Here is a 21792-nt window from a genome sequence, read left to right on the forward strand (position 1 = left end):
ACTGGTTCTAGGTCAGAGAGGACCTTCATGCCCATCGACATGCCCCGGTCAGGGGCCGCCGCGCCGGGGCGCAGGATGATCCTCCTGCTCGCCCTGTCCTGCGGTGTCGGCGTCGCGAACATCTACTTTCCACAGGCCATCAGCCCCCTCGTCGCCGCCGACCTGAACGTGTCTCCCGACACGGCCGCCACGGTCGTGACCGCCGCGCAGTTCGGCTACGCGGCCGGCATCTTCCTGCTGGTCCCCCTGGGCGACCGGCTGATGCACCGGAAACTGATCGTCACGCTGCTGTCCATCGCCGGGCTCGGTTCACTGGTCGCCGGTCTCGCCACCACGCTGCCGGTCCTGGTGGCCGCGAGCGTCCTGATCGGTGCCGCGACGGTCGTCCCGCAGATCATCATCCCGATGACGGCCGGGCTGGTCCCCGAGCAACGACGTGGCGCGGTGACCGGCACGCTGCTGAGCGGGCTCATCGGCGGCATCCTGCTGGCCCGGACCTTCGGCGGCGGCCTCGGCCAGTGGCTCGGCTGGCGCGCCCCCTACCTGGTCGCCGCCGCGGTCGTCATCCTGCTCGCGGTGATCCTGGCGTTCGCCGTACCCACCACGACCCCGTCGTCACGCGAGCGCTACCCCGCCCTGATCGGCACCGCGCTGCGTCTGATGCGCACCGAGCCGGACCTGCGCCGCTCGTGTCTCTACCAGGCGCTGATCTTCGCGGGCTTCACCGCGGCCTGGACCAGCCTGGCCCTGCTGATCACCGGGCCCTACCACCTCGGCGCCTCCGCGGTCGGGCTGATCGCCCTGGTCGGGGCCGCCAGCATGTTCTCAACCCCGATCGCCGGGCGGCTGGTCGACCGTCACGGGCCCAACCCGGTCAATCTGGTCTGCATGGTGGGCGTCATCGCGGCCGCCGCCTTGCTGACCCTGGGCGGTCTTGGCGGTCCCGCCGGGCTGGTCGGCGTCACGGTCGGCATGCTGCTGCTCGACGTGGCCATGCAGTCCGGCCAGGTCGCCAACCAGGCGCGCATCTTCGCCCTGCGCCCCGAGGTCCGCAGCCGCCTCAACACCGCTTACATGACCTGCGCCTTTCTCGGCGGCAGCATCGGCTCCTGGCTCGGGATCCGCGCCTACTCCGCCCTCGGCTGGGGCGGCGTCTGCCTGCTGGTGGCCGTGCTCGCCGTACTCGCGCTGGCCCGCAGCCTCTTCGCCGGCCGCGCCCGCGCCGTTGTCGCACCCGAGCCCGCACCGCAGGCGGATGCCGCCACCCGTTGACCGTTCCGCCGGTGAACGGACGCGGGTGACGTCGGCGGGGAACCGGTCGAGTCCGAGCGTGCGGAGCGGGAAACAAGCAAGGCCCAGGTCGATGACCTGGGCCTTTTGCGATCTGGGCGGGTAGGGGGTCCCGCCCGCCGCCGGGTGGGCGGCGTCCTGGGACCCACCCTGGCCTCCTTGCTGGAGCGTTGACATCTGATATATTAGAGTTTACGTTGCACATGCAAGGAGAGGGGTAGGCATGGGTCAGAGTCGAGTTGTTGTCATCGGCGGCGGTAACGCCGGCTTGTGTAGCGCGTTGGCCGCCCTTGAGGGTGGGGCCGAGGTGACACTGCTCGAAGCCGCCCCGGAGTCCGAGCGTGGTGGGAACTCCGGATTCACCGCGGGGGCCATGCGCTTCGCCTACGACGGCAGGGAGGAGATCGTCCAGCTCGTCCCCGACCTGTCGGAGGAGCAGCTCGCGAAGACCGACTTCGGCAGCTACTCGAAGGAGCAGTTCTTCGACGACATGGCCCGGGTCACGCAGTACCGCTGCGACCCCGACCTGGTCGAACTGCTCGTGACACGCAGCTTCGACACGTTGAAGTGGATGCGCGACAAGGGAGTGCGGTTCCTGCCGATCTACGGCAGGCAGGCGTTCCAGGTGGACGGGAAGTTCACCTTCTGGGGCGGCCTGACGCTGGAGGCCAACGGAGGCGGTCCCGGGCTCGTCGACTCGCTGTTCGACGCGTTCGAGTCGGCGGGCGGCAAGGTGTTCTACGGCCACCGCGCCATCGGCCTCACCGAGGACGGCGGCAAGGTGACCGGCGTCGTGGTCCGGGCGGGCGGGGAGATCCGGACGATCTCCGCCGACGCCGTCGTGCTGGCCTGCGGCGGATTCCAGGCCAACGCGGAGTGGCGCACCCGCTACCTGGGGCCGGGGTGGGAGTTCGCCAAGGTCCGCGGCACCCAGTTCGACGTGGGCGACGGACACCGCATGGCGATGGACATCGGCGCCATGTCGTGGGGCAACTGGTCGGGCTGCCACGCGGTCGGCTGGGACAGCAACGCGCCCGCGTTCGGCGACCGCGTGGTCGGCGACGGGTTCCAGAAGCACAGCTACCCCTTCGGGATCATCGTCAACAGCCGCGGCGAGCGGTTCGTCGACGAGGGCGCGGACTTCCGGAACTACACCTACGCGAAGTACGGCCAGGAGGTCCTGCGGCAGCCGGGGCAGATCGCCTGGCAGGTCTTCGACAGCAAGGTGAACCACCTGCTGCGTGACGAGTACCGGATCCGGCAGGTCACGAAGATCGTGGCGCCGACCCTGGAGGAGCTCGTCCGGCGGATGGACGGCATCGACGAGGAGCGGTTCCTGCGGACGGTCGGCGAGTACAACGCGGCGGTCGACCAGTCGGTCCCCTTCAACCCCAACGTCAAGGACGGGCGGGGCACCTCCGGGCTGGCGGTGCCGAAGTCGAACTGGGCCAACACCCTCGATTCGCCGCCGTACGAGGCCTACGCGGTGACGTGCGGAATCACGTTCACCTTCGGCGGCCTGAGGATCGACACGTCGGCGCGCGTGATCGACGTCACCGGCGAGCCCATTCCCGGGCTGTACGCCTGCGGGGAGATCGTCGGCGGGATCTTCTACTTCAACTACCCGGGGGGCAGCGGGCTCACGGCGGGCTCGGTGTTCGGGCGGATCGCAGGATCGGCGGCCTCGGGCGCGCTCGACCGCTCCGCCACGTCCTCAGCGAGCGTGTGAGGTGGCCGTACCGGGCGGAGTGATCGTCACCGGTGCGGGCGGGGGCATCGGAGCCGAGGTGGCCAAGTGCCTCGCCGCCGCGGGCTACGGCGTCGTCGTCAGCGACCTGGGGGTGTCCGTCGACGGCCACGACCCGGACGGGCAGGTGGCGGAGTCCGTGGCCGAGGTGATCCGGGCCCGGGGCGGTCGCGCCCTGGCCCACCAGCACGACGTCGTCTCCTTCGACGCGGCGGCAGACCTGGTCAGGCGCGCGGTCGAGGAGTTCGGCTCGCTCGACGGCCTTGTCACCTGCCACGGCATCCTGCGCGAACGCATGATCTTCAACATGACGGAGGACGAGTGGGACTCGGTCGTCTCCGTCCACCTCAAGGGCACGTTCAACTGCGTGCGCTTCGCCACGGAGCAGATGCGCCGCCAGCGCGGCGGAAGCATCGCGCTGCTGAGTTCGGCGGCGGGGCTGGAGGGCAGCCCGGCGCAGGCCAACTACGCGGCGGCCAAGGCGGGCATCGTGGGCCTCGCCCAGAGCACGGCGCTGGCGATGGGACGCTACGGCGTCAACGTCAACTGCGTCGTCCCCTCCGCGGCGACGCGCATGACCTCACGACTGACCGACCGGATGCAGGCCAGCAGGCCCGGCGCCGAGCGGCAGGGCCCCGAGCTGGTCGCCGAGCTCGTACGCGCGCTGCTCGACCCGGCCAACCGCCACATCACCGGGCAGACCTTCACCGCGGCCGGTCGCAAACTCGCCCGGTGGGAGCCTCCCCAGGAGCAGGAGAGCGTGCGCCTGGCCGACGAGTTCACCTACTCCGACGTGACCGGCGCGGTCCGGCAGCGGCTCGGAGTCACGCCGCTGCGCCGGTTCGCGGCGCTCGGGCTGCCGACGCCGGCCGCGTCCGACCCCCAGACCACGGACATCCTCGAAGTGGGAGACGGAACATGAACGCTCGGCCGACAGTGAGCTCCCCGCACGATCCAGCCGCCACGCGCGCCGAGGAGACGTCGCGGTGAGCGGGCGCAGTGTGCGGCTGGAGATCGGCACCGCCGTGGGAGCGGCGGACGAGCACCACGTGCGGGTGCGCGGGCTGGATCTCGTCGACGACCTGATCGGCGAGCTGACCTACACCGAGGTCGCGCTGCTCGCGGTGACCGGCCGCAGGCCGACCCCCGCCGAGACCAAGGTGGTCGACGCGGTGCTGGTGAGCCTGCTCGACCACGGCCTGACGCCCAGCGCGCTCGCCGCCCGGCTGACGTTCTGGTCGGCTCCCGAGGCGATCCAGGGTGCCGTCGCGGCCGGTCTGCTCGGCGCGGGAAGCGTGCTGCTCGGTTCGATGGAGGGCTGCGGGCGCCTGCTCACGGACATCGCCGACGACGTCGCCGGCGGCGCCGCGGCCCGTGACGCGGTGGAGACGCGGCTGCGCGCCATCGTGGACGCGGGTGGGCGGATTCCCGGCCTCGGGCACAGCCTGCACCGCGACGGCGACCCGCGCGCCGGGAAGCTGCTCGACGTCGCGCGGGACCAGAAGGTCGCGGCGCGGCACGTCGAGCACCTTGAGCTCGTCGTCGAGCGGGCCGCCGCGCTCACCGGCAAGGCACTGCCGCTCAACGCGACGGGCGCCGCCGCCGCGCTGCTGCTTGAAGTGGGTGTGCCCTGGCGACTGCACCGCGGTTTCGCCCTGATGAGCCGTACGGCGGGCCTGGTCGCGCACATCGGCGAGGAGCTCGAATCGCCCCTCGCCCCCGCGGTGCGCGCCGCGCTGCGGACCGCGAGCCGCATCGAACCGGAGGTGTGAGCGGTGTCGGAGGCCGTGGAGCCACAGCCGGAACCGGGGTGGGAGATCTTCGTCTGCGACGAGTGGCGGGCGCGGGTGCTCCAGGAGATCACAGGCCTGTACGGCCCGCCGTACGCGGACGGAAACGTGCCCTGCCTGGCGTTGCTGCCCCCGACGTTCCTGGTGGCCCATCGGACCGACCCGGACGCCATGGGCGTCCCGGACGCGCCGGTCAGGCTCAACGCCGGCAACTGGTGCCGGTGGGAGGCGCCCGTGACGCCGGGGGAGATCCTGGAGCGGCGCACGGTGATCGAGTCGGTCACCACGAAGCCGGGCCGCGACAGCGACCTGACGTTCTACCAGCTCGCGACGACGTACCGGCGCCGCATGACGCACGACGTGGTCGCGCGCACGTCCACGACGACGATCCGCACGGGCGCCCGGCAGGGTCGCGGCGGTTCCGGGCACCGCACGGAGCCGCCCGCCGACGCCGTACCGGTCATCGAGGTCACCCCGAGCAGCCGCGAGGTCGTGCGGTACGCCGCGGCCACCGACGACTTCTACGAGGTGCACTACGACCACGCGTTCGCGCGGGCGAGGGGTCTGCCGGGGACGATCACCCATGGCCTGCTCAAGCTCGCCTACCTGGCGCGTGCCGCCGTGCAGTGGGGCGGACACGGGACGTTCGTGCGGGAGCTGAGCGCCTCCTACCGAGGGATGGACCGGGTCGGCGCGCCGTTTCGCGTGCTCGCCAGGGCGGACGACGGCGACGGGGACGGGCCCTCGCGTCACCTCACGCTGTACGGCGTCTCCGCTGACGGCGGGGTCAGCACCGTCGGCCGCGCGGTGATCGAGAGAAACGAAGGAGAGGATGGGCAGTGGCTGAGCGACTGACGGTGCAGACGGTACGCGGACCGGTCCCGGTGTCCGAGCTCGGGCGCGTCCTGCCGCACGAGCACGTGGCGTGCGACCTGTTCCGCGTGACACGGCAGATGGGTCTCGCCGCGTTGAACGACCCGGACGAGGCGGTCCGGGACCTGAAGGTCTTCAAGGAACTCGGCGGCGGATCCGTCGTCGAGGCCACCAGCGGCGGGCTCGGCCGTAAGCCCGCCGTGCTCCGGTCGGTGTCCGAACGTGCCGACGTGCACATCGTCATGGGCTGCGGGTGGTACCGGGAGCCCTACTACGAAGAGGACATGAACAAGCTGAGCACGGCCGAGCTGACCGACCGCCTGCTGATCGACATCTTCGAGGGCGAGGGCGGCGTACGGCCGGGCGTGATCGGCGAGATCGGCGCCGACCGTGAGTGGGTTTCCGGGGTCGAGGAGCGGGTGCTGCGCGCGGCCGCCCGAGCCCAGCAGGAGACCGGGCTCGGGCTGATCCTGCACGCGGTCAAGAGCGAGGTCGGCGCCTGGCAGCTCGACGTGCTTGAGGACGAGGGCTGCGACCTGAGCCGGGTCGCGGTCGGCCACTGTGACACATATCCGGACGTCGACTACCACGAGCGGCTGGCCGAGCGCGGCGCGATGGTGATGTACGACGGCAACGGCCCGGGTGACGCGCTGCTCCAGGAGCAGCGGATCGCGAACGCGGTGGAGCTGATCCGCCGCGGATGGGCAAAGAGCCTGCTGCTCTCCCACGACGTCTGCGTACTGGGCATGCGCGAACGCCGTGGTGGGCCGGGTTATTCGTACGTGCTGCGGCAGGTCGGCCCCGACCTGATCGCGGCCGGGGTTCCCGAGGACGTCGTGGAGACGATCTTCAGTGAGAACCCGCTGCAACTGCTCGCCGGGCACCGTCCCGACGGCAACTGAGGAACGCCTTTTCTCCCGGCTCGAACGTTCGGGGACGACCCTGCCGGATGCATTGGCGCCTGTTCTGTCACGTTCCGAGAAAGTGTGAGGATGCCATGAACGACAGGACCGGTCGGACGATCGATCGACGCCTCCTGCTCGCCGGGGTGGCGGGGGCGGGCGTCGTCGCGCTCGCCCCGTCGGCCGCCTTCGCGGCGGAGGAGAGGGCCCGCGGCTCGAAGCCGGGCGGGCGAGAGAAGGTGCTGCCCGCGCAGACGTCGTGGGACCCGGTGCCCGCGATGACCGGCATGAAGCAGGTACAGATCCCCGACGTGCGGCTGGCGGTCTGGGACACCGGCGCCGGAGGCAGGGGTCCGGGCAGGGGCCAGACCGTGGTGCTCATGCACCCGCACACCGGCAACGGCGGCTCGTGGGGCTACCAGCAGGCCGCGTTCGCCGCCGCGGGCTACCGGGTGATCAGCTACTCGCGGCGGGGATACCACGGCTCTGAGGCCGGCCCCGCGGAGCGGCCCGGCACGATGGTCGGGGACCTGACGGCCCTGATGGACGCGCTCGGCGTCGGAAGGTTCCACCTGGTCGGCCTGGCCGCGGGCGCGTTCGTGGCGTTCGACGCCGGCCTGTCGGTCCCGGACCGGCTGCTGAGCTGCACGGTGGGCGCGACGCTGGGAGGGATCCAGGAGCCGTCGTGGAACGAGGTCACCACGGCGATCCTGCCGGAGGGCTGGTTCGGACTGCCCGAGACGTTCCGCGAGCTCGGCCCGTCCTACCGGGCCGCGCGGCCGCAGGCGATGACGACGTGGATCGAGCACACGAAGCTGCCGGTCACGACCGTGCAGCAGCCCCCGCAGAACACGCTGACGTGGCCGGCGATCGAGTCGATCAGGACGCCGACGCTCCTGCTCACCGGCGACTGCGACCTGTACCTCCCGCCGGCGCGTCTGCGCGAGATGGCGGGCCACGTCAGGAACGCCGAGGTGGCGATCTTCAGTGAGGCGGGGCACGCCCCGCACTGGGAGTCCTACCGCGAGTTCAACAAGACGGTGCTGTCGTTCATCGGTAAGCACCGGCGGTAGACCATGGAAGCGGCAGGCATCGGGGCCGAGGAGCCCGTGGACCTGAGAATCGAGGGTCACGTCGCGACCGTGACGCTGGACCGGCCCGACGTGCTCAACGCGGTCGACACGCCGACGTACCGGTGCCTGCTCGCGGTCTTCGCGAAGATCGAGGATGGGGCGGACATCCGGTGCGTCGTGGTGCGAGGGCGGGGCAGGGCCTTCAGCGTCGGCGCGGACCGGACGGAACGCGCCAAGATGACGGACGACGACCTGCGGCGCAGGCGCAGGCTCGTCCCCCGGGTGTTCTCGGCGATGTACCACTGCTCGCGACCTGTGATCGCGCAGGTGCACGGCTACGCGCTGGGCGGTGGCCTTGAGCTGGCGCTCAGCTGTGACCTCGTGGTCGCCGCCGAGGACGCCGTCATGGGGCTCGTCGAGACGACCCTCGGCAGCATGCCCGCGGGCGGCGGCACGCAGTTGCTCCCGCGGCTCGTGGGCATCCCCAGGGCGAAGGAGCTGATCTTCACCGGCCGCCGGTTCACCGGCGCCGAGGCCAGGCAGTGGGGGCTGGTGAACCACGCGGTGCCCGCCGCCGACCTTGAGACCACGGTCGGCGCGCTCGCCGCCGAGATCAGCGCGGCGGCACCGCTGGCGGTCGCGCAGGCCAAGCGCGCCATCGACCTGTCCACCCAGTTGGAGATCGACAGCGGGGTCGCGCTGGAGGCCGAGCTGTACGAGCGGCTCCTCACGAGCGCGGACCGGCTCGAAGGGCTGGCCGCGGCGCGGGAGGGCCGGCGGGCGAACTTCCGGGGCCGATGACAGGGCCAATCACGAAGCCGATGACAGGGCCGGTGACGAGGCCGGTGACGAAAGGAATGCACGATGATCGAAAGGTTGGGATGCGCCATCGGCGGGCTGGCCGACCCGGAGCACCCGGGGGACGTCGCCGCGACGGTGCGGATGATCGAGGACGCGGGCTACGAGTCGGCGTGGTCCTATGAGGCGTTCGGCGCCGACTGTTTCACGCCGCTGGCCTGGTGGGGCTCGCACACGCGCACGATGCGGCTCGGCACCGACATCGCCCAGATGGCGGCGCGCCCCCCGACGGGGATGGCGATGGCCGCGATGAGCCTCGACCAGCTGTCCGAAGGGCGGGCCGTGATCGGGCTCGGGCTCTCCGGGCCGCAGGTCGTCGAGGGGTGGTACGGCATGCCCTTCGAACGCCCGCTGGGCTGGACCCGGGAGTACGTCGCGATCATGCGCGCGACCATCGCCGGGGAGCGCGTCGCGTACGAGGGCAAGACGTACCGGCTTCCCGCTGAGGGAGGATCGGGACTCGGCCGCCCGATCCGGTCCACGCTGCGCGGCGGCCGTACGGACATCCCGATCTGCCTGGGCGCCGAGGGGCCGATGAACATCTCGCTGGCGGCCGAGATCGCCGACGGCTGGCTGCCGACGAACTTCTCGCCCATCGCGGACGAGTGGTACCGGGAGCGGCTGGAGCTGGGCTTCGCCCGCAGGCCCGGTGGCCGGCCGGAGAACTTCGAGATCGCACCCGCGGTCTCGGTGGCGTTCGGCCCGGACCTGGAGTCGGCCGCCGACCGGATCCGCCCGTTCATCGCCTACCAGGTCGGGGCGAACGGGGCGGAGAACATGAACTTCCACCTCAACGCCATCGCGCGGCTCGGGTTCGAGGAGCCCTGCCGGGAGATCCGGGCCAAGTTCGTCGAACGGGACCGTGAGGGCATGGTGGCCGCGGTGCCGACCGAGATGGTCGAGGCGGTCGCGCTGGTCGGGACGCCGGAGAAGATCCGGGCCGACCTGGAGACGAAGTGGAACAGATGCGTCGCGACGAGCCTGATCGCCAGGGCGCGCGTCGACGACCTGCTCAAGCTGGCCGAGGTGTTCCGTACAACCACGGGCGCCGCGCAGGGGCAGCCCGCCTGATTCGTATGACCGTTCGGTCGGTGAGGAATTCGCAAATGGTGATGAGGTACGAGCACTGGATCAACGGCGAACCGACGCCGTCGGCGGGCGGGGAGCGGCTCACGTCGACCAGGCCCGGCACGGACGAGGTCGTGTGCGAGATCCCGTTGGGTGTCCGGGAGGACGCCGACCGGGCGGTGGCCGCCGCGAACGCCGCCTTCGCCAAGTGGGCGGCGGAGAAGCCGATCCGCCGCGGCCGGGTCCTGATGGCCATCGCGGCGGGGCTGCGGCGTGAGCGGCAGCGGCTCGCCGAGCTGGAGGCCGCCGAGACCGGCAAGCCGCTGCGGCAGGCGGACGTCGAGATCAGGGGCGCGGCGGCGTTCTTCGAGTTCTACGCGGGCCTGGTCAACGTGCCGACGGGGGAGATCATCGATCTCGGCGACGGCTACCACGGATACACGCGGCACGAGCCGTTCGGCGTGGTCGGGGTCATCACCCCGTGGAACGTCCCGCTCAACCAGGCGGCCAGGGCGGTGGCGCCCGCGCTGGCGGTCGGCAACGCCGTGGTCTGCAAGCCGTCGGAGTTCACGTCGTCGACCACGCTGGAGCTCGGGAGGATCGCCGCCGAGGCCGGGCTGCCGCCGGGGGTGCTCAACGTGGTGACCGGCATGGGCGACGTCGTGGGCAGCGCGATCGTCGAGCATCCGCATGTCCGGAAGGTCGCGTTCACGGGTTCGGTGCGCGCCGGTCGCATCGTCGGCCGGACCGCCGCCGAGAAGATCATCCCTGTCACGCTCGAACTGGGCGGGAAGTCGCCGAACATCGTGTTCGCCGACGCCGACCTCGACGCCGCCGTCGCCGGCGCGTCGAGGGCGTTCGTCGGGAACGCCGGGCAGGTCTGCTCGAACGGCACCCGTCTGCTGCTGGCCCGCGAGATCCACGACGAGTTCGTGGCGCGGCTGGCCGAACGGGTGCGGGCGGTGAAACCGGGCGAGGACTACGGCTCGCAGACGACGAAGGACCAGTTCGAGAAGGTGCTGTCCTATTTCGACGTCGCGCGCGAGGAGGGCGCCACGCTGGTCACCGGCGGGCGGGCCACCGGCGACGGGTGGCTGATCGAACCGACGATCTACACCGGGGTGACGAACGAGATGCGGATCGCCCGCGAGGAGATCTTCGGCCCGGTCCTGGTGGTCATCCCGTTCGACGACGAGGCCGACGCCGTCGCTAAGGCCAACGACTCCGACTACGGTCTCGCGGCGGGCCTCTGGACGGCGGACCTCGGCCGGGCCCACCGCGTCGCGGCCGCCCTGCAGGTGGGACAGGTCTACGTCAACGAGTGGACGGCCGGGCTGATCGAGGGCCCGTTCGGCGGCCACAAGAACAGCGGCCACGGCCGGGAGAAGGGTGTGGAGGCACTGCGGCACTACACCCAGTCGAAGTTCGTCTCGGTCAGGATCGGCAGGAGCGCGAGCGGTGGGTAGGCACGGCCACCGCTCGTGACGCGTACGGCGGGCGGGGCCGGTGATCTCGGGTGGGCGTCCCCTGGTGAGCGAGGGACATCGGGGGCCCCACCCGGCCTGACGTTGGCCTACACGGCCTACACGGCCTATATCGAGGTCGCGGACGGGCGCTTCCTGGGCCCGCGCGTGGACCGGGACGTCCCGCGCCTGCCCGCCGCCAGCTGGGTGATCGACGGTGTGTCGCTGTCGGTCGCCGGCATCAGCGCCTCGACCTTCTCGGTGGAACGTGTCTTGTGGGCCTGCATCGCGTTGTACGCGGCCTGCGGGTCGCCGGCGGCGATCGCCTCGGCGACCGCGCGGTGTCCCGCGACGGACTCGGCGAGGCTGCCGGGCTGGCTGAGGTTGCGGAACCGCAGCAGGCGCACGCGCCCGTCGAGAACGCCCAGGGCGTCGCGTAACCCGCCGCTGCCGGCCATCGCCAGCATCTTCTCGTGCCGCTCCTCGATCATGCGGACGTACGCGGGGACGTCCTCGGCCTCGGCGGCCCGTTCCAGATCGGCGACCGAGAGCAGCAGGGCGTTGCGCTGTTCCACGGTGCCGCGTACGGCGGCCCACGCGGCCATCATGGGTTCCAGCGCGGTCTTGATCTGGTAGACGTCGGTGATCTCCTGCGGGCTGATCTCCCGGACGAAGACGCCGACGCGCGGGGTGATGGTGACCAGACCCTCCACGCTCAACTGCTGCAGAGCGTCACGCACCGGCGTCCGGGACACACCGAACCGCTCGGCGAGATCGTCGGTCGAGATCCGCTCACCGGAGGCAATCGTGCCGTTGTAGATCAGCGCGCGGATCTCCTCGGCGACCACGTCCTTGGCCGAGAGAATCCGGACCTGTGAATCCAACGATTTCACCTACTCCATTAGCGCTGATGTGCGAACCCCCTGAGGTAATCGTAGCCGCCCGGAAGGGGCGGCCAGTGGCGATCGGGCGGTGTCGTCGGGCGCATCTGAGATGCTGATCCTTGACATGTAGTACATCAGCGCTCACACTTGAGCTTGTGCGCACTTCCCTGAGACTCCGTGTTCTTTCGGCGAAGGACGTCGTCATCGAAGAGATCCGCGCGCTGATCCACAACGGCACGATGACCTCCGGCGACCGGATCTCGACCGACGAACTCGCTGAGCGGTTCGGTGTGTCCCGGACGCCGGTGCGTGACGCTCTGCAGCAGTTGAGCGTGGAGGGTCTGGTCACCATCACCCCGCGCGTCGGCGTCTTCGTCCGGGAGATCAGCCCGCAGGAGATCACCGACGTCTACCAGATCAAGACCGCGCTGGAACCCATGATGGCCGCGTGGGCCGCCGTACGCGGCACCCGGGAACAACGTGCCGCGTTCCGCGGGACCTTCGACGAGCTCGAACGGCTGGCTCACTCCAACGACGTCCAGGAATACGTGCGGGCGCTGGAGGAACGCCGTGAGGCACTGCTCACGATGGCCAGGAGTGACGGGTTGCGAGACTCGTTCGCGGTGCTCGACGGGCGGGTGCGCCTGCTGCGGTTCCGCAACCTCAGCCAGCCGGGCAGGCTCACCGAGTCCGCGGCTCAGCACCGTTCCATCGCGGAGGCGATCGAGGCCGGTGATCCCGACGCCGCCTACGTCGCCATGCGGGACCACATGCTGGACGCCACCGCACGGGTGCGCCTTCTCGTGGTGTCGGAGCAGCCGAACGGCGACCCGGCGCCCACCGCCTACTCAAAGTTGTCGAAACGCACGGAAGGTGCCAGATGATCAACAAGGTCGTGGAGTCGGCGGCCGAGGCCGTCGCCGACATCGAAAGCGGTTCGATGATCGCTTTCGGCGGTTTCGTCGGAGTGCCCGGTGTCCCGAGCACCCTGATCAAGGCGATCGCCGAGCGCGGCCTGCGCGACCTGACGATCATCGCGTGTGAGTCAGGCCGCGGTCGCGCCGGCGCGCAGTCGTACGGGGTCCCCGGCGGCGGCCAGCCGTACATCCCGGAGCCTGAGGACGGCGTCTACCCCGTCGGGTACCTCGCCGAGCTCGGCCAGGTGCGCAAGGCGATCACCACCTTCTCCTCGCTCAACAACCCGAACTTCGACGGGCCGTTGGAGGCGGGTGTCCGCCGGGGCGAGGTGGAGATCGAGCTGATCGGGCAGGGCAGCCTGTGCGAACGGCTGCGCTGCGGGCGCGCGGGTCTCGGCGGCGTCTACACCCCGGTCGGCGCGGGCACGAAGATCGGCGCGGGCAAGGACATCCGTCACTTCGACGGCGTGCCGCACGTCCTTGAGACGGCGCTGCGCCCCGATTTCGCCATCATCTCCGCCTACCAGGCCGACCGGTTCGGCAACCTCGTCTACCGGCACGGCGCCAGGACGACGAACCCCGTCGTGGCCGGCAGCGGCAACGTGACGATCGTGGAGGTCGAGGAGGTCGTCGACTACCTGGACCCGCAGCACATCGTCACCCCCAGTCCGTACGTGGACCGGATCGTCCTGAGTGACAGGCGCCTCATGGTGAGGTGACCAGCGGTCCAGCGAGTTCCAGGACCGAGGCGGTCGGGCGGCCTCGGGTGAATCCATCCTCGGGAAAGGAGTTCGGGGGACACTGGGCCCGAACCCCCGGCCAGGCTATGACGCCAGCTCAACACCCCTCCGCGCCATCCCTGACCAGGGTTGGAATCGCGCGACGCATCTCACAGGACTTCCGTGAGGGAGACGTCATCAACCTGGGCGTCGGAGTGCCCATGCTGTGCAGCCTCTTCATCGAGGACGACGAGGACATCTTCCTGCACAGCGAGCACGGCGTCCTCGGGCACGGCAGGCAGGCCCGTACCCAGGACGAGGTCGATCCGTCGCTGGCCACGGCAGGCAGGCAGCCGATCATCCCCCGTCCCGGGATGGTCGTCATGGACCACGCCGAGTCCTTCGCCCTGATCCGGGGCGGTCACCTCGACGCGACGATCCTGGGAGCGTTCCAGGTGAGCGTGCAGGGTGACCTCGCCAACTTCTGGCTGCCCGGGGCGATCGCGGGCGCGATCGGCGGCGCCCAGGACCTCGCGTTCTGCGCCCGGCGGGTGATCGTCGCCATGCAGCTGCTGCCGCGCCCGCGGCGGTTCGTCAACCGGCTCGACCTGGAGATGACCGCGCCGCGGTGCGTCGACCGGCTGGTCACCGACATCGGCGTGATCGATCTGGAGGACGGCAGGGCGATCGTCCGCGAGCTCGTGCCCGGCTGGAGCCTTGAGGACGCCCAGCGGCTCACCGAGGTGGAGCTCGTGGCCGCACCGGAGGGCATCGCCGAGGTGACGCTCAAGAGCGACAGGGACGACCTGTGGCACGCGGCGTAGCGGACGGCCGGACCGTCGAGACCGTACGCGGCCCGGTCGCGGCGTCGGAACTGGGCCGGATCCTGCCGCACGAGCACGTGGTCTGCGACCTCATCAAGGACCGGCCGCGGCCCGACCCCACCCTGGACGAGTCCGAGGACGCCGTGGCCGACCTCAAGGAGTTCAAGGCGGCGGGCGGCAGCACGATCATCGACTGCACGAACAACGGCCTGGGAAGGAACCCCGGTCTGCTGCGTTCGGTCTCCGAGCAGACCGGCGTGCACATCGTGATGGGCTGCGGCTGGTACCGCGAGTCCTTCTACGAGGAGGACATGAACAAGGTCAGCGTCGCGGAGCTGACCGAGATCCTCCTTGAGGACGTCAGGACCGGGGTGCACGGCATCCGGCCGGGCGTGATCGGCGAGATCGGGGCCGACCACGGCTACCTGTCCGCGGTCGAGGAGCGGGTGCTGCGCGCCGCGGCGAGGGTCCAGAAGGAGACCGATCTCGGGCTCGTCCTGCACGCGGTGAAGAGCGACGTCGGGAGATGGCAGCTCGACGTGCTTGAGGAGGAGGGCTGCGACCTGCGGCGGGTCGCCGTGGCCCACTGCGACATGTACCCCTACCTCGACTACCACGAGCTGCTCGCGAAGCGCGGCGCGCTGGTGAGCTACGACCGCAACGGCCCCCGCAACCCCCACCAGCAGGAACGGCGCATCCGCAACATGGTGGAGTTCATCCGCCGGGGCTGGGCGTCGCACCTGCTGATCTCCCACGACGTGTGCATCCCGGGGGATCGCGCCGGCGCGGGAGGACCCGGGTACGCGTACGCGCTGAAGCAGGTCGTGCCCGACCTGCTGGAGGCCGGGGTCCCCGGGGAGGTCGTCGAGTCCATCATGGTGGACAACCCCGTGCGCCTTCTCGTCGGCTCCTGATCCCTCCCATCCCAGCCATGTTCCATCGACGTCAGGAGAGAACGAGTGACTGACAACCCAGAGGTGGTGCTGTGCCGGACCGAAGGGCGGGTGCGCGTCATCACCCTCAACCGTCCCCGGGTCCGCAACGCGCTGAACGGCGAGATGATGCGGCGCTTCCACCAGGCGGTGGACGACGCCGTCGCCGATCCGGATGTCGGCGCGATCGTCGTCACCGGCAACGGCCCCGCGTTCTCGGCGGGCGCCGACCTCAAGGAGGCCGGGACGGGTCCCCGGCCTGACGACCTGTGGGACCGGTACGCGCACGCGGTCGACAACGACCGGATCTACGAGCGGTTGTCGCGGGTGCCGTTGCCGGTGATCGCCGCGGTCAACGGGTTCGCCGTGGGCGGCGGTTGCGCGCTCGCGGTGTCGTGCGACGTCGTCATCGCGGCCGACACGGCGCGGTTCGGCTATCCCGAGACCAACCACGGGATCGCCCCGGTCACGGTGGCGGTCGGCCTGAGCCGGGTGGTCGGGCGCCTGCAGGCCCTCGACCTGCTGTTGTCGGGCCGGTTCTTTGACGCGGCCGAGGCCCACGCGATGGGCATGGTCACCAGGATCGTCCCCGCCGACGACCTGATGACCGAGGCCGTCGGCTACGCGCAGGCCCTGGCGGAGAAGTCGCCGACCGCGATCCGCCTCACCAAGCGGGTCTTCCGGGCCGTCCAGGAGCTCGACTACGACCACGCCTTCGAGTACGCCCGCGACGTCAGTCTGATGACCCGTGAGGCGATGACCGGCGGTCTCGGGGTGACGAGATCGTCGGCCGGTACGGAGAACCGAGCCGCGGAATAGCCATTGTACATGTGATATTTCAGGTGTAACATTCAAGGCTATACCGCAAGAGAAATCAGCCAAGCGCGGATTTCCATCACTCGGGGACGGGATCGCCGCCGTCTCGGCACGACCCCTATCAATCATTCCTTGGACTTTCGGAATCGGGTCAGTGCCCGGGACATGGGAGCGAACAATGAAGGTACGCAGGGTTGTTGCCCCTGCCGCGCTGGTCACGATACTGGCGGCCGCCGGTTGTGGCGGTGGTGAAGGTCCGGCGACGAACGAGCGGCCGACCATCCGATGGGGCGTGGCCACCGAGGGCATCACGTCGATGGACCCGGTCCGTGCCGTACAGCCGGTCGACCGCAGCCTGTCGATGATGTTGTTCGACGGCCTCGTCCGTTATCAGCCGGGTAACGCGACGGCGCCGTTCGAGCCGGGGATCGCGAAGGAGATCCCGCAGCCCGCGACGCAGGACGGCAAGCAGGTCTGGACGATCGCGCTCCGCACAGGCGTGAAGTGTCCCGCGGGCCAGAAGACCCCGGCGTACGACCTGACGTCCGACGACGTGGTGTTCTCGCTGAAGCGGGCGGCCGACCCCGAGAAGTCGACGTTCGCCTCGGTGTTCGCCGCCTACGACACGGTCGAGGCGGTGGACGCAGGCACCGTGAAGGTGACGATGAAGCAGCCGGTCTCGCCCGCCGCGTTCCTGCCCACGATCTCGAACTGGCAGGGCGGGCTCGTGGTGTGCAAGAAGGCGGTCGAGGCCGAGGGCGAGGACTTCGGCAAGCGCCCCGTGGGGCCGGGGCCGTTCAAGTTCGAGAGCTGGACCCCGGGCCAGCGCATCACGTTGCTGGCCAACGACGACTACTACCTGGGCAAGCCGCTGTCCGCCGGGTGGGACATCCGGTTCATGGCGGACGACACGGCCAGGCAGGCCGCCCTGTTCGGCGGTGACCTCGACGTCGCGTCGCCCACCGCGACCGGCGACAAGGGCCTTGAGGTCATCGACTCCAGGAAGGGGTTCAAGGTCGTCGAGACTCCGCTCTTCGGCACCTGGTACCTGTTGTTTAACACGAAGGTCGGCCCGACCGCCAACCCTGAGGTGCGCAAGGCGCTGGCCTACGCGGTGAACCGCGAAGACTACGTGACCCTGACCGGGAAGCGGACCGCGAAGCCGACGCTCAGCGTGTGGGGGGCCCAGCTGCCGGGCGGCGTCCCCGACGCCCACGTGGAGCAGGCAGGCCTGGCGTACGAGTTCGACGTGGCCAAGGCCCGCCAGATGCTCGCGGCGGCGGGATACCCCAACGGCTTCGACGTCACCGTCACCGCGCCCAGCAACGCGACCACCTTCCAGGTCCTCCAGGCCCAGATGAAGGCGATCGGCGTCAACGTCAAGATCAAGACGGTGGACGTGCCGACCTGGCAGACGGCGATCATGACCGGCCAGGAGCCGCTCATGCTCACCCTCATCTCCTACCGGCCCACGCCGCAGATCCCGTACACGGACTTCTTCTACGGCCCCTCGGCCGTACGGGGCGGCAAGCACCCGGCGCAGAACTTCGGCGGGTACGACGGCGCCGACGCCCTGATCGAGAAGGCGGCCAAGACGTCCGACTCCGCGGAGCAGGCGCGGCTGTGGCAGGAGATCAACGACAAGATCCTCTCGGACGCCGCGGCGAAGCCGCTCTTCGTGGCCTACCAGGCCTACGGCGCGGTCTGCGGGTTCACCATGGGCGGCGTCGAGCCGCCGACCACGATTCCCGGCAACTGGCAGCCGAGTTACAAGTCCACCGTCGATGCCCAAGCGAAGGACTGCTGATCCCACGCGGTGCGGAGAAGCTGTGCGGAAGAGAGGTGCTGTAGTGGCCGAGGTCGAGTTCCAGGTCGTGACCGATGGCGTCGGCGTCATCACACTGAATCGGCCGGAGAAGCTCAACGCGTTCAACTTCGAGATGCACCGGCAGCTGGCGGCGGTGCTCACCGGTGACGAGCTGCAGGACTGCCGCGCGGTCGTGCTGCGGGCCGAGGGCAGGGCGTTCTGCGGCGGCACCGACCTCAGCGAGCTGGGCGACCATTTAGGGCAGAGCAGGACGCCCTCGTTCGAGGTGTCCACCGGAACCGAGATGTCGCACAACTTCCGGTACGCACGGCCCGTGATCATCGCGGCGGTGCAGGGCTACGCGCTGGGTCTCGGGACGCTGGTCGTGAACCTCACCGACCTCGTGATCGCGAGCGAGGACGCCGTGTTCGGGCACCCGGAGGTCACGCACGGCCTGGTCCAGGGCAACGGCATCCCGCGGCTGCGCGAGATCGTCGGCACGCGGGCGGCGATGTCGATGCTCGTCACCGGCAGGCGCGTACCCGCGGAGGAGGCCCTGCGGATCGGCATCGTGAACGAGGTCGTGCCCGCGGAACGGCTTGAGGAGAGAGCCATGGAGGTGGCGCGGCAGATCGCGGCGAACCCGGCCTACGCGGTGCACATGGCGAAGAGGTTCTTCTACGAGTCCGCCGACATCCCCTACGGCGCCGCCGTACAGGCGGGCTACCGGGTCATGCGCACCGCGCAGCTGGCCAGGCGGGAGAACGGGGCGAACTTCCAGTGGTGACCACACCACGGGCGGCGACCGAGCCGGAAGGAGCCCCAAGTGATCGATAAGCTCGCCTGCTCGATCTACACGCTGGGTGCCGAAGCCGCCGAGGTCGCCGAGGCCGCCGGTTACGAGTCGGGGTGGACGTCGGAGTCGTACGGCACCGACTCCTTCACCCCCCTGGCCTGGTGGGGCGCCAAGACCAGGACGATGCGCCTCGGCACGGGCGTCGCGCAGATGGCGGCCCGCGCCCCGACCGCGACCGCGATGGCCGCCATGACGCTGGACCGGCTCTCCGGCGGGCGCGTGGTCGTCGGCCTGGGACTGTCCGGCCCGCAGGTGGTCGAGGGGTGGTACGGGATGCCCTTCGAACGGCCGCTGCGGTGGACCCGCGAGTACGTCGCGATCATGCGCGACACGTTCGCGCGGGAGCGGGTCTCCCACAACGGCGAGATCTACAGGCTCCCGGCGACCGGCGGAACCGGGCTGGGGCGCTCGATCCGTCCGGGCATCCGGGACGCCCGTACCGACATCCCCATCTACCTGGGCGCGGAGGGGCCGAAGAACATCTCGCTGGCCGCCGAGATCGCCGACGGCTGGCTGCCGACGAACTTCTCCCCGGAGTTCGACCACTGGTACCGGGAACGGCTTGAGGCCGGGTTCCGCCGCCGGCCCGGGGGACGCCCCGAGAACTTCGAGGTGGCCCCCGGCGTGGCCGTCGCGTTCGGGCCGGACGTCGAGACGGCCGCCGACGAGCTCAGGCCGGGCATCGCCTTCCAGGTCGCGGCCAACGGCGCCGAAGGCATGAACTTCCACTACAACTCCATCGCCCGGCTCGGTTTCGAGGAACCGTGCCGGGAGATCACCGAGCGGTTCAAGGCCCGTGACCGCGAGGGCATGGCGGCCGCCGTACCCACGGAGATGGTCGAGGCGATCGCGCTGGTCGGCCCGCCCGAGAAGGTCCAGCGGGACCTTGAGACGCGGTGGCACAACTGCGTCGCCACGACGATCATCGCGCGGACCTCCGTACAGAACCTGCCCATGCTCGCCCACGTGTTCGCGGCATCGCGAGCCGCCTGCGGCGCACCCGTGACCTCACGAGCGGAGAACGGCTGATGGCGCGTTACTTCCTGAAGCTGTTCGGGCGGCTGCTGCTGACCCTGGCGGTGGTCTCCACCGCGGTCTTCTTCCTGATCCGGCTCACCCCCGGCGGTCCCGCCGTGGCCATCCTGGGCCAGGACGCGTCCCCGGACGCGGTGGCGCGGCTCAACGAGAAGCTCGGGCTCACCGACCCGGTGTTCCTGCAGTACTGGAAGTTCCTGACGCAGCTCGCCCAGGGCGACCTCGGCAACTCGCTCACCAACGGCCTGCCGGTGAGCGAGACGATCCTGAGTGTGCTCCCGCACACGCTCGAACTCGCGGTGGCGGGACTCCTCATCGGCAAGCTCGGCGGCATCACCCTCGGCATCGTGGAAGCGGTGTGGAAGGACAGGTCGCCCGACGTCATCGGGCGGATCCTGTCGCTGATCGGGCTGTCCTTCCCGAGCTTCTTCGTCGCCGTGCTGCTGATCCTGTTCATCGCGCTGCCACTCGGTCTGCCGACCAACGGGGTCGCCTCCTTCGCGGATCTCGGCGCGAACCTGCAACGGATCCTGCTGCCCGCCCTGGCCATGGGGATCGTGAGCACCGCCTACACCTCCCGAATCACCCGCTCGCTCATGGTCGAGGTCATCGGGGAGAACCACGTCCGTACGGCGCGGGCGAAAGGGGTGCGGGAGGGCCGCGTCCTGGTGCGCCACGTGCTCCAGCCCGGCTCGCTTCCCCTCGTCCCGATCGCCGGTATCTCGTTCATCACCCTGGTGGGGGACGCGGTGCTCATCGAGACGGTGTTCGCCCGCCCGGGGCTGGGCAGCCTGATGGTCAACGCCATGCAGGCACGTGACTACGCGACCGTGCAGGGCTGCATCATCGTGATCACCACGGTGATCGTCCTCGTGAACGCGGCCGTCGACGCCCTCTACCACGTCCTCGACCCCCGAACCAAGACGGTGTGAGGTCCTCCATGGATCCGACAGGCATCCGGCCGCTCCGTATCCACAGCCCTCGGCGCCCGAGCGACGTCGAGACGACACGAATGCCGGTACGAGCATGACGACGAACGACTCGGGAGCGGTGGTGACCGCCGCCGTCCCCCCGCCGGACAAGGGCGGCTCACGATATGTCTCGCAGCCCCGCAGGAGGGGACTGCGCCGGCTCAATCCGCTGCTGATCATCGGCGGGCTGATAATCACCTTTCTGGTGTTCGTCGCGCTCTTTCCGGCCCTGTTCACCTCCCAGGACCCGGCACAGCAGGACCTGGCGGCCCAGCTGGAGCCGCCGAGCGCCGAACACTGGCTCGGCCGCGACCAGTTCGGCCGGGACATCTACACGCGGCTGATCTACGGCACCCAGGTCTCGATGGTCATCGGGGTGTCGTCGGTGCTGCTGGGGATGGCCGTGGGCATTCCGGTCGGGATGATCGCCGGCTACTTCCGTGGGAAGACCGAGCGCGTGATCATGTGGATCGTCGACGTGAAGATGGCGTTCCCCGGGCTCATCCTCGCCCTGCTCTTCGTCGCCCTGTTCGGGCAGGGAGTCTGGAACATCACGCTGGCGATCGTGATCGGGATCATCCCGGTGTTCGCGCGGCTCGCGCACGGTCCCGCCCTGGCGTTCCGGGAGCGGGAGTTCGTGAAGAGCAGCATCGTGTTCGGCGCGCGGGCGCCGTGGATCCTGTACAAGCACATCTGGCCCAACCTGCGCAGCGAGATGGTGGTCATCGCCAGCATGACCGCGGCCGTGACGATCCGGATCGAGGCGGGCTTGAGCTTCCTCGGCCTCGGTCTGCCGCCCCCCACGGCCACGTGGGGTGGCATGCTCCGCGACGGCACCACCTACCTGCAGACAGACCCGTTGTTCTCGCTGGTGCCCGGACTGGCGATCTTCGTCGCCGCCCTGGGCTTCAACCTCCTCGGTGACGGGCTGCGGGATGCCCTGGACCCCCGGACCGCGAACAGTTGA

General features: G+C 70.1%; 21 protein-coding genes. 20 read left to right on the forward strand and 1 reads right to left on the reverse strand.

Going from position 1 to position 21792, the window contains the following annotated elements; translation table 11 throughout:
* Positions 1–27: 27 nt before the first annotated feature.
* The 10 genes from ACFOYY_RS04955 (at position 28) to ACFOYY_RS05000 (ending at position 11067) form a co-directional block, all read left to right on the forward strand.
* Positions 28–1272 carry an MFS transporter gene (locus tag ACFOYY_RS04955; protein WP_386188213.1) on the forward strand — a complete coding sequence of 415 codons (1245 nt, stop codon included), beginning with the start codon at positions 28–30 and terminating at the stop codon, positions 1270–1272.
* A gap of 241 nt (positions 1273–1513) precedes the next feature.
* Positions 1514–3019: an FAD-dependent tricarballylate dehydrogenase TcuA gene (tcuA, locus tag ACFOYY_RS04960; protein WP_352015713.1), complete on the forward strand. Its 1506-nt coding sequence runs from the start codon at positions 1514–1516 to the stop codon at positions 3017–3019.
* Between the two features lies 1 nt (position 3020).
* Positions 3021–3959, forward strand: coding sequence for an SDR family NAD(P)-dependent oxidoreductase (locus ACFOYY_RS04965; protein WP_362779922.1), 939 nt, complete (start codon positions 3021–3023; stop codon positions 3957–3959).
* Between the two features lie 64 nt (positions 3960–4023).
* Complete coding sequence (locus tag ACFOYY_RS04970) at positions 4024–4809, forward strand: citryl-CoA lyase (RefSeq protein WP_386188216.1); 786 nt, start codon at positions 4024–4026, stop codon at positions 4807–4809.
* Positions 4810–4812: 3 nt separating this feature from the next.
* Positions 4813–5682, forward strand: a complete 870-nt coding sequence (locus ACFOYY_RS04975; RefSeq protein ID WP_352015716.1) for a MaoC/PaaZ C-terminal domain-containing protein — start codon at positions 4813–4815, stop codon at positions 5680–5682.
* A complete protein-coding gene (locus ACFOYY_RS04980) occupies positions 5667–6602 on the forward strand; it encodes a phosphotriesterase family protein (protein ID WP_352015717.1) in 936 nt (311 codons plus the stop codon). Before ACFOYY_RS04975 ends, ACFOYY_RS04980 begins: the two co-directional genes overlap by 16 nt.
* A gap of 95 nt (positions 6603–6697) precedes the next feature.
* A complete protein-coding gene (locus tag ACFOYY_RS04985; protein ID WP_386188218.1) occupies positions 6698–7675 on the forward strand; it encodes an alpha/beta fold hydrolase in 978 nt (325 codons plus the stop codon).
* 36 nt (positions 7676–7711) lie between these two features.
* A complete protein-coding gene (locus ACFOYY_RS04990) occupies positions 7712–8476 on the forward strand; it encodes an enoyl-CoA hydratase/isomerase family protein (protein WP_362779914.1) in 765 nt (254 codons plus the stop codon).
* 63 nt (positions 8477–8539) lie between these two features.
* The gene (locus ACFOYY_RS04995) at positions 8540–9604 is read left to right on the forward strand and encodes an LLM class F420-dependent oxidoreductase (protein ID WP_352015720.1); all 1065 of its coding nucleotides are present in this window, start codon (positions 8540–8542) and stop codon (positions 9602–9604) included.
* 20 nt (positions 9605–9624) lie between these two features.
* Entirely contained in the window at positions 9625–11067 is a 1443-nt protein-coding gene (locus tag ACFOYY_RS05000; protein WP_352015721.1) for an aldehyde dehydrogenase family protein, read from the forward strand.
* A 125-nt stretch (positions 11068–11192) separates the two neighbouring features.
* Here the strand turns inward: ACFOYY_RS05000 and ACFOYY_RS05005 are convergent, their stop codons facing one another.
* Entirely contained in the window at positions 11193–11948 is a 756-nt protein-coding gene (locus ACFOYY_RS05005) for a GntR family transcriptional regulator (RefSeq protein ID WP_362915003.1), read from the reverse strand.
* A 155-nt stretch (positions 11949–12103) separates the two neighbouring features.
* On the opposite strand from ACFOYY_RS05005, the gene ACFOYY_RS05010 reads away from it, so the two are divergent.
* The 10 genes from ACFOYY_RS05010 (at position 12104) to ACFOYY_RS05055 (ending at position 21792) form a co-directional block, all read left to right on the forward strand.
* Positions 12104–12832, forward strand: a complete 729-nt coding sequence (locus ACFOYY_RS05010) for a GntR family transcriptional regulator (protein ID WP_362779907.1) — start codon at positions 12104–12106, stop codon at positions 12830–12832.
* The gene (locus ACFOYY_RS05015) at positions 12829–13584 is read left to right on the forward strand and encodes a CoA transferase subunit A (RefSeq protein WP_352014546.1); all 756 of its coding nucleotides are present in this window, start codon (positions 12829–12831) and stop codon (positions 13582–13584) included. The genes ACFOYY_RS05010 and ACFOYY_RS05015 overlap by 4 nt, the downstream gene beginning before the upstream one ends.
* A 107-nt stretch (positions 13585–13691) precedes the next feature.
* The gene (locus ACFOYY_RS05020; protein WP_386188222.1) at positions 13692–14408 is read left to right on the forward strand and encodes a CoA-transferase; all 717 of its coding nucleotides are present in this window, start codon (positions 13692–13694) and stop codon (positions 14406–14408) included.
* Positions 14393–15322 carry a phosphotriesterase family protein gene (locus ACFOYY_RS05025; protein ID WP_362779903.1) on the forward strand — a complete coding sequence of 310 codons (930 nt, stop codon included), beginning with the start codon at positions 14393–14395 and terminating at the stop codon, positions 15320–15322. The genes ACFOYY_RS05020 and ACFOYY_RS05025 overlap by 16 nt, the downstream gene beginning before the upstream one ends.
* 45 nt (positions 15323–15367) lie before the next feature.
* On the forward strand, positions 15368–16159 hold the full coding sequence (locus ACFOYY_RS05030) for an enoyl-CoA hydratase/isomerase family protein (protein ID WP_386188226.1): 792 nt from the start codon (positions 15368–15370) through the stop codon (positions 16157–16159).
* 289 nt (positions 16160–16448) lie between these two features.
* On the forward strand, positions 16449–17963 hold the full coding sequence (locus ACFOYY_RS05035) for an ABC transporter substrate-binding protein (RefSeq protein ID WP_352014550.1): 1515 nt from the start codon (positions 16449–16451) through the stop codon (positions 17961–17963).
* Between the two features lie 22 nt (positions 17964–17985).
* The gene (locus tag ACFOYY_RS05040) at positions 17986–18750 is read left to right on the forward strand and encodes an enoyl-CoA hydratase/isomerase family protein (protein WP_362779895.1); all 765 of its coding nucleotides are present in this window, start codon (positions 17986–17988) and stop codon (positions 18748–18750) included.
* A 39-nt stretch (positions 18751–18789) separates the two neighbouring features.
* Entirely contained in the window at positions 18790–19848 is a 1059-nt protein-coding gene (locus ACFOYY_RS05045) for an LLM class F420-dependent oxidoreductase (RefSeq protein ID WP_352014552.1), read from the forward strand.
* Positions 19848–20786: an ABC transporter permease gene (locus ACFOYY_RS05050; RefSeq protein ID WP_352014553.1), complete on the forward strand. Its 939-nt coding sequence runs from the start codon at positions 19848–19850 to the stop codon at positions 20784–20786. Before ACFOYY_RS05045 ends, ACFOYY_RS05050 begins: the two co-directional genes overlap by 1 nt.
* A 94-nt stretch (positions 20787–20880) precedes the next feature.
* Positions 20881–21792, forward strand: a complete 912-nt coding sequence (locus tag ACFOYY_RS05055) for an ABC transporter permease (RefSeq protein WP_352014554.1) — start codon at positions 20881–20883, stop codon at positions 21790–21792.

It is taken from the genome of Streptosporangium jomthongense, from assembly GCF_042650425.1.
Classification (GTDB): domain Bacteria; phylum Actinomycetota; class Actinomycetes; order Streptosporangiales; family Streptosporangiaceae; genus Streptosporangium.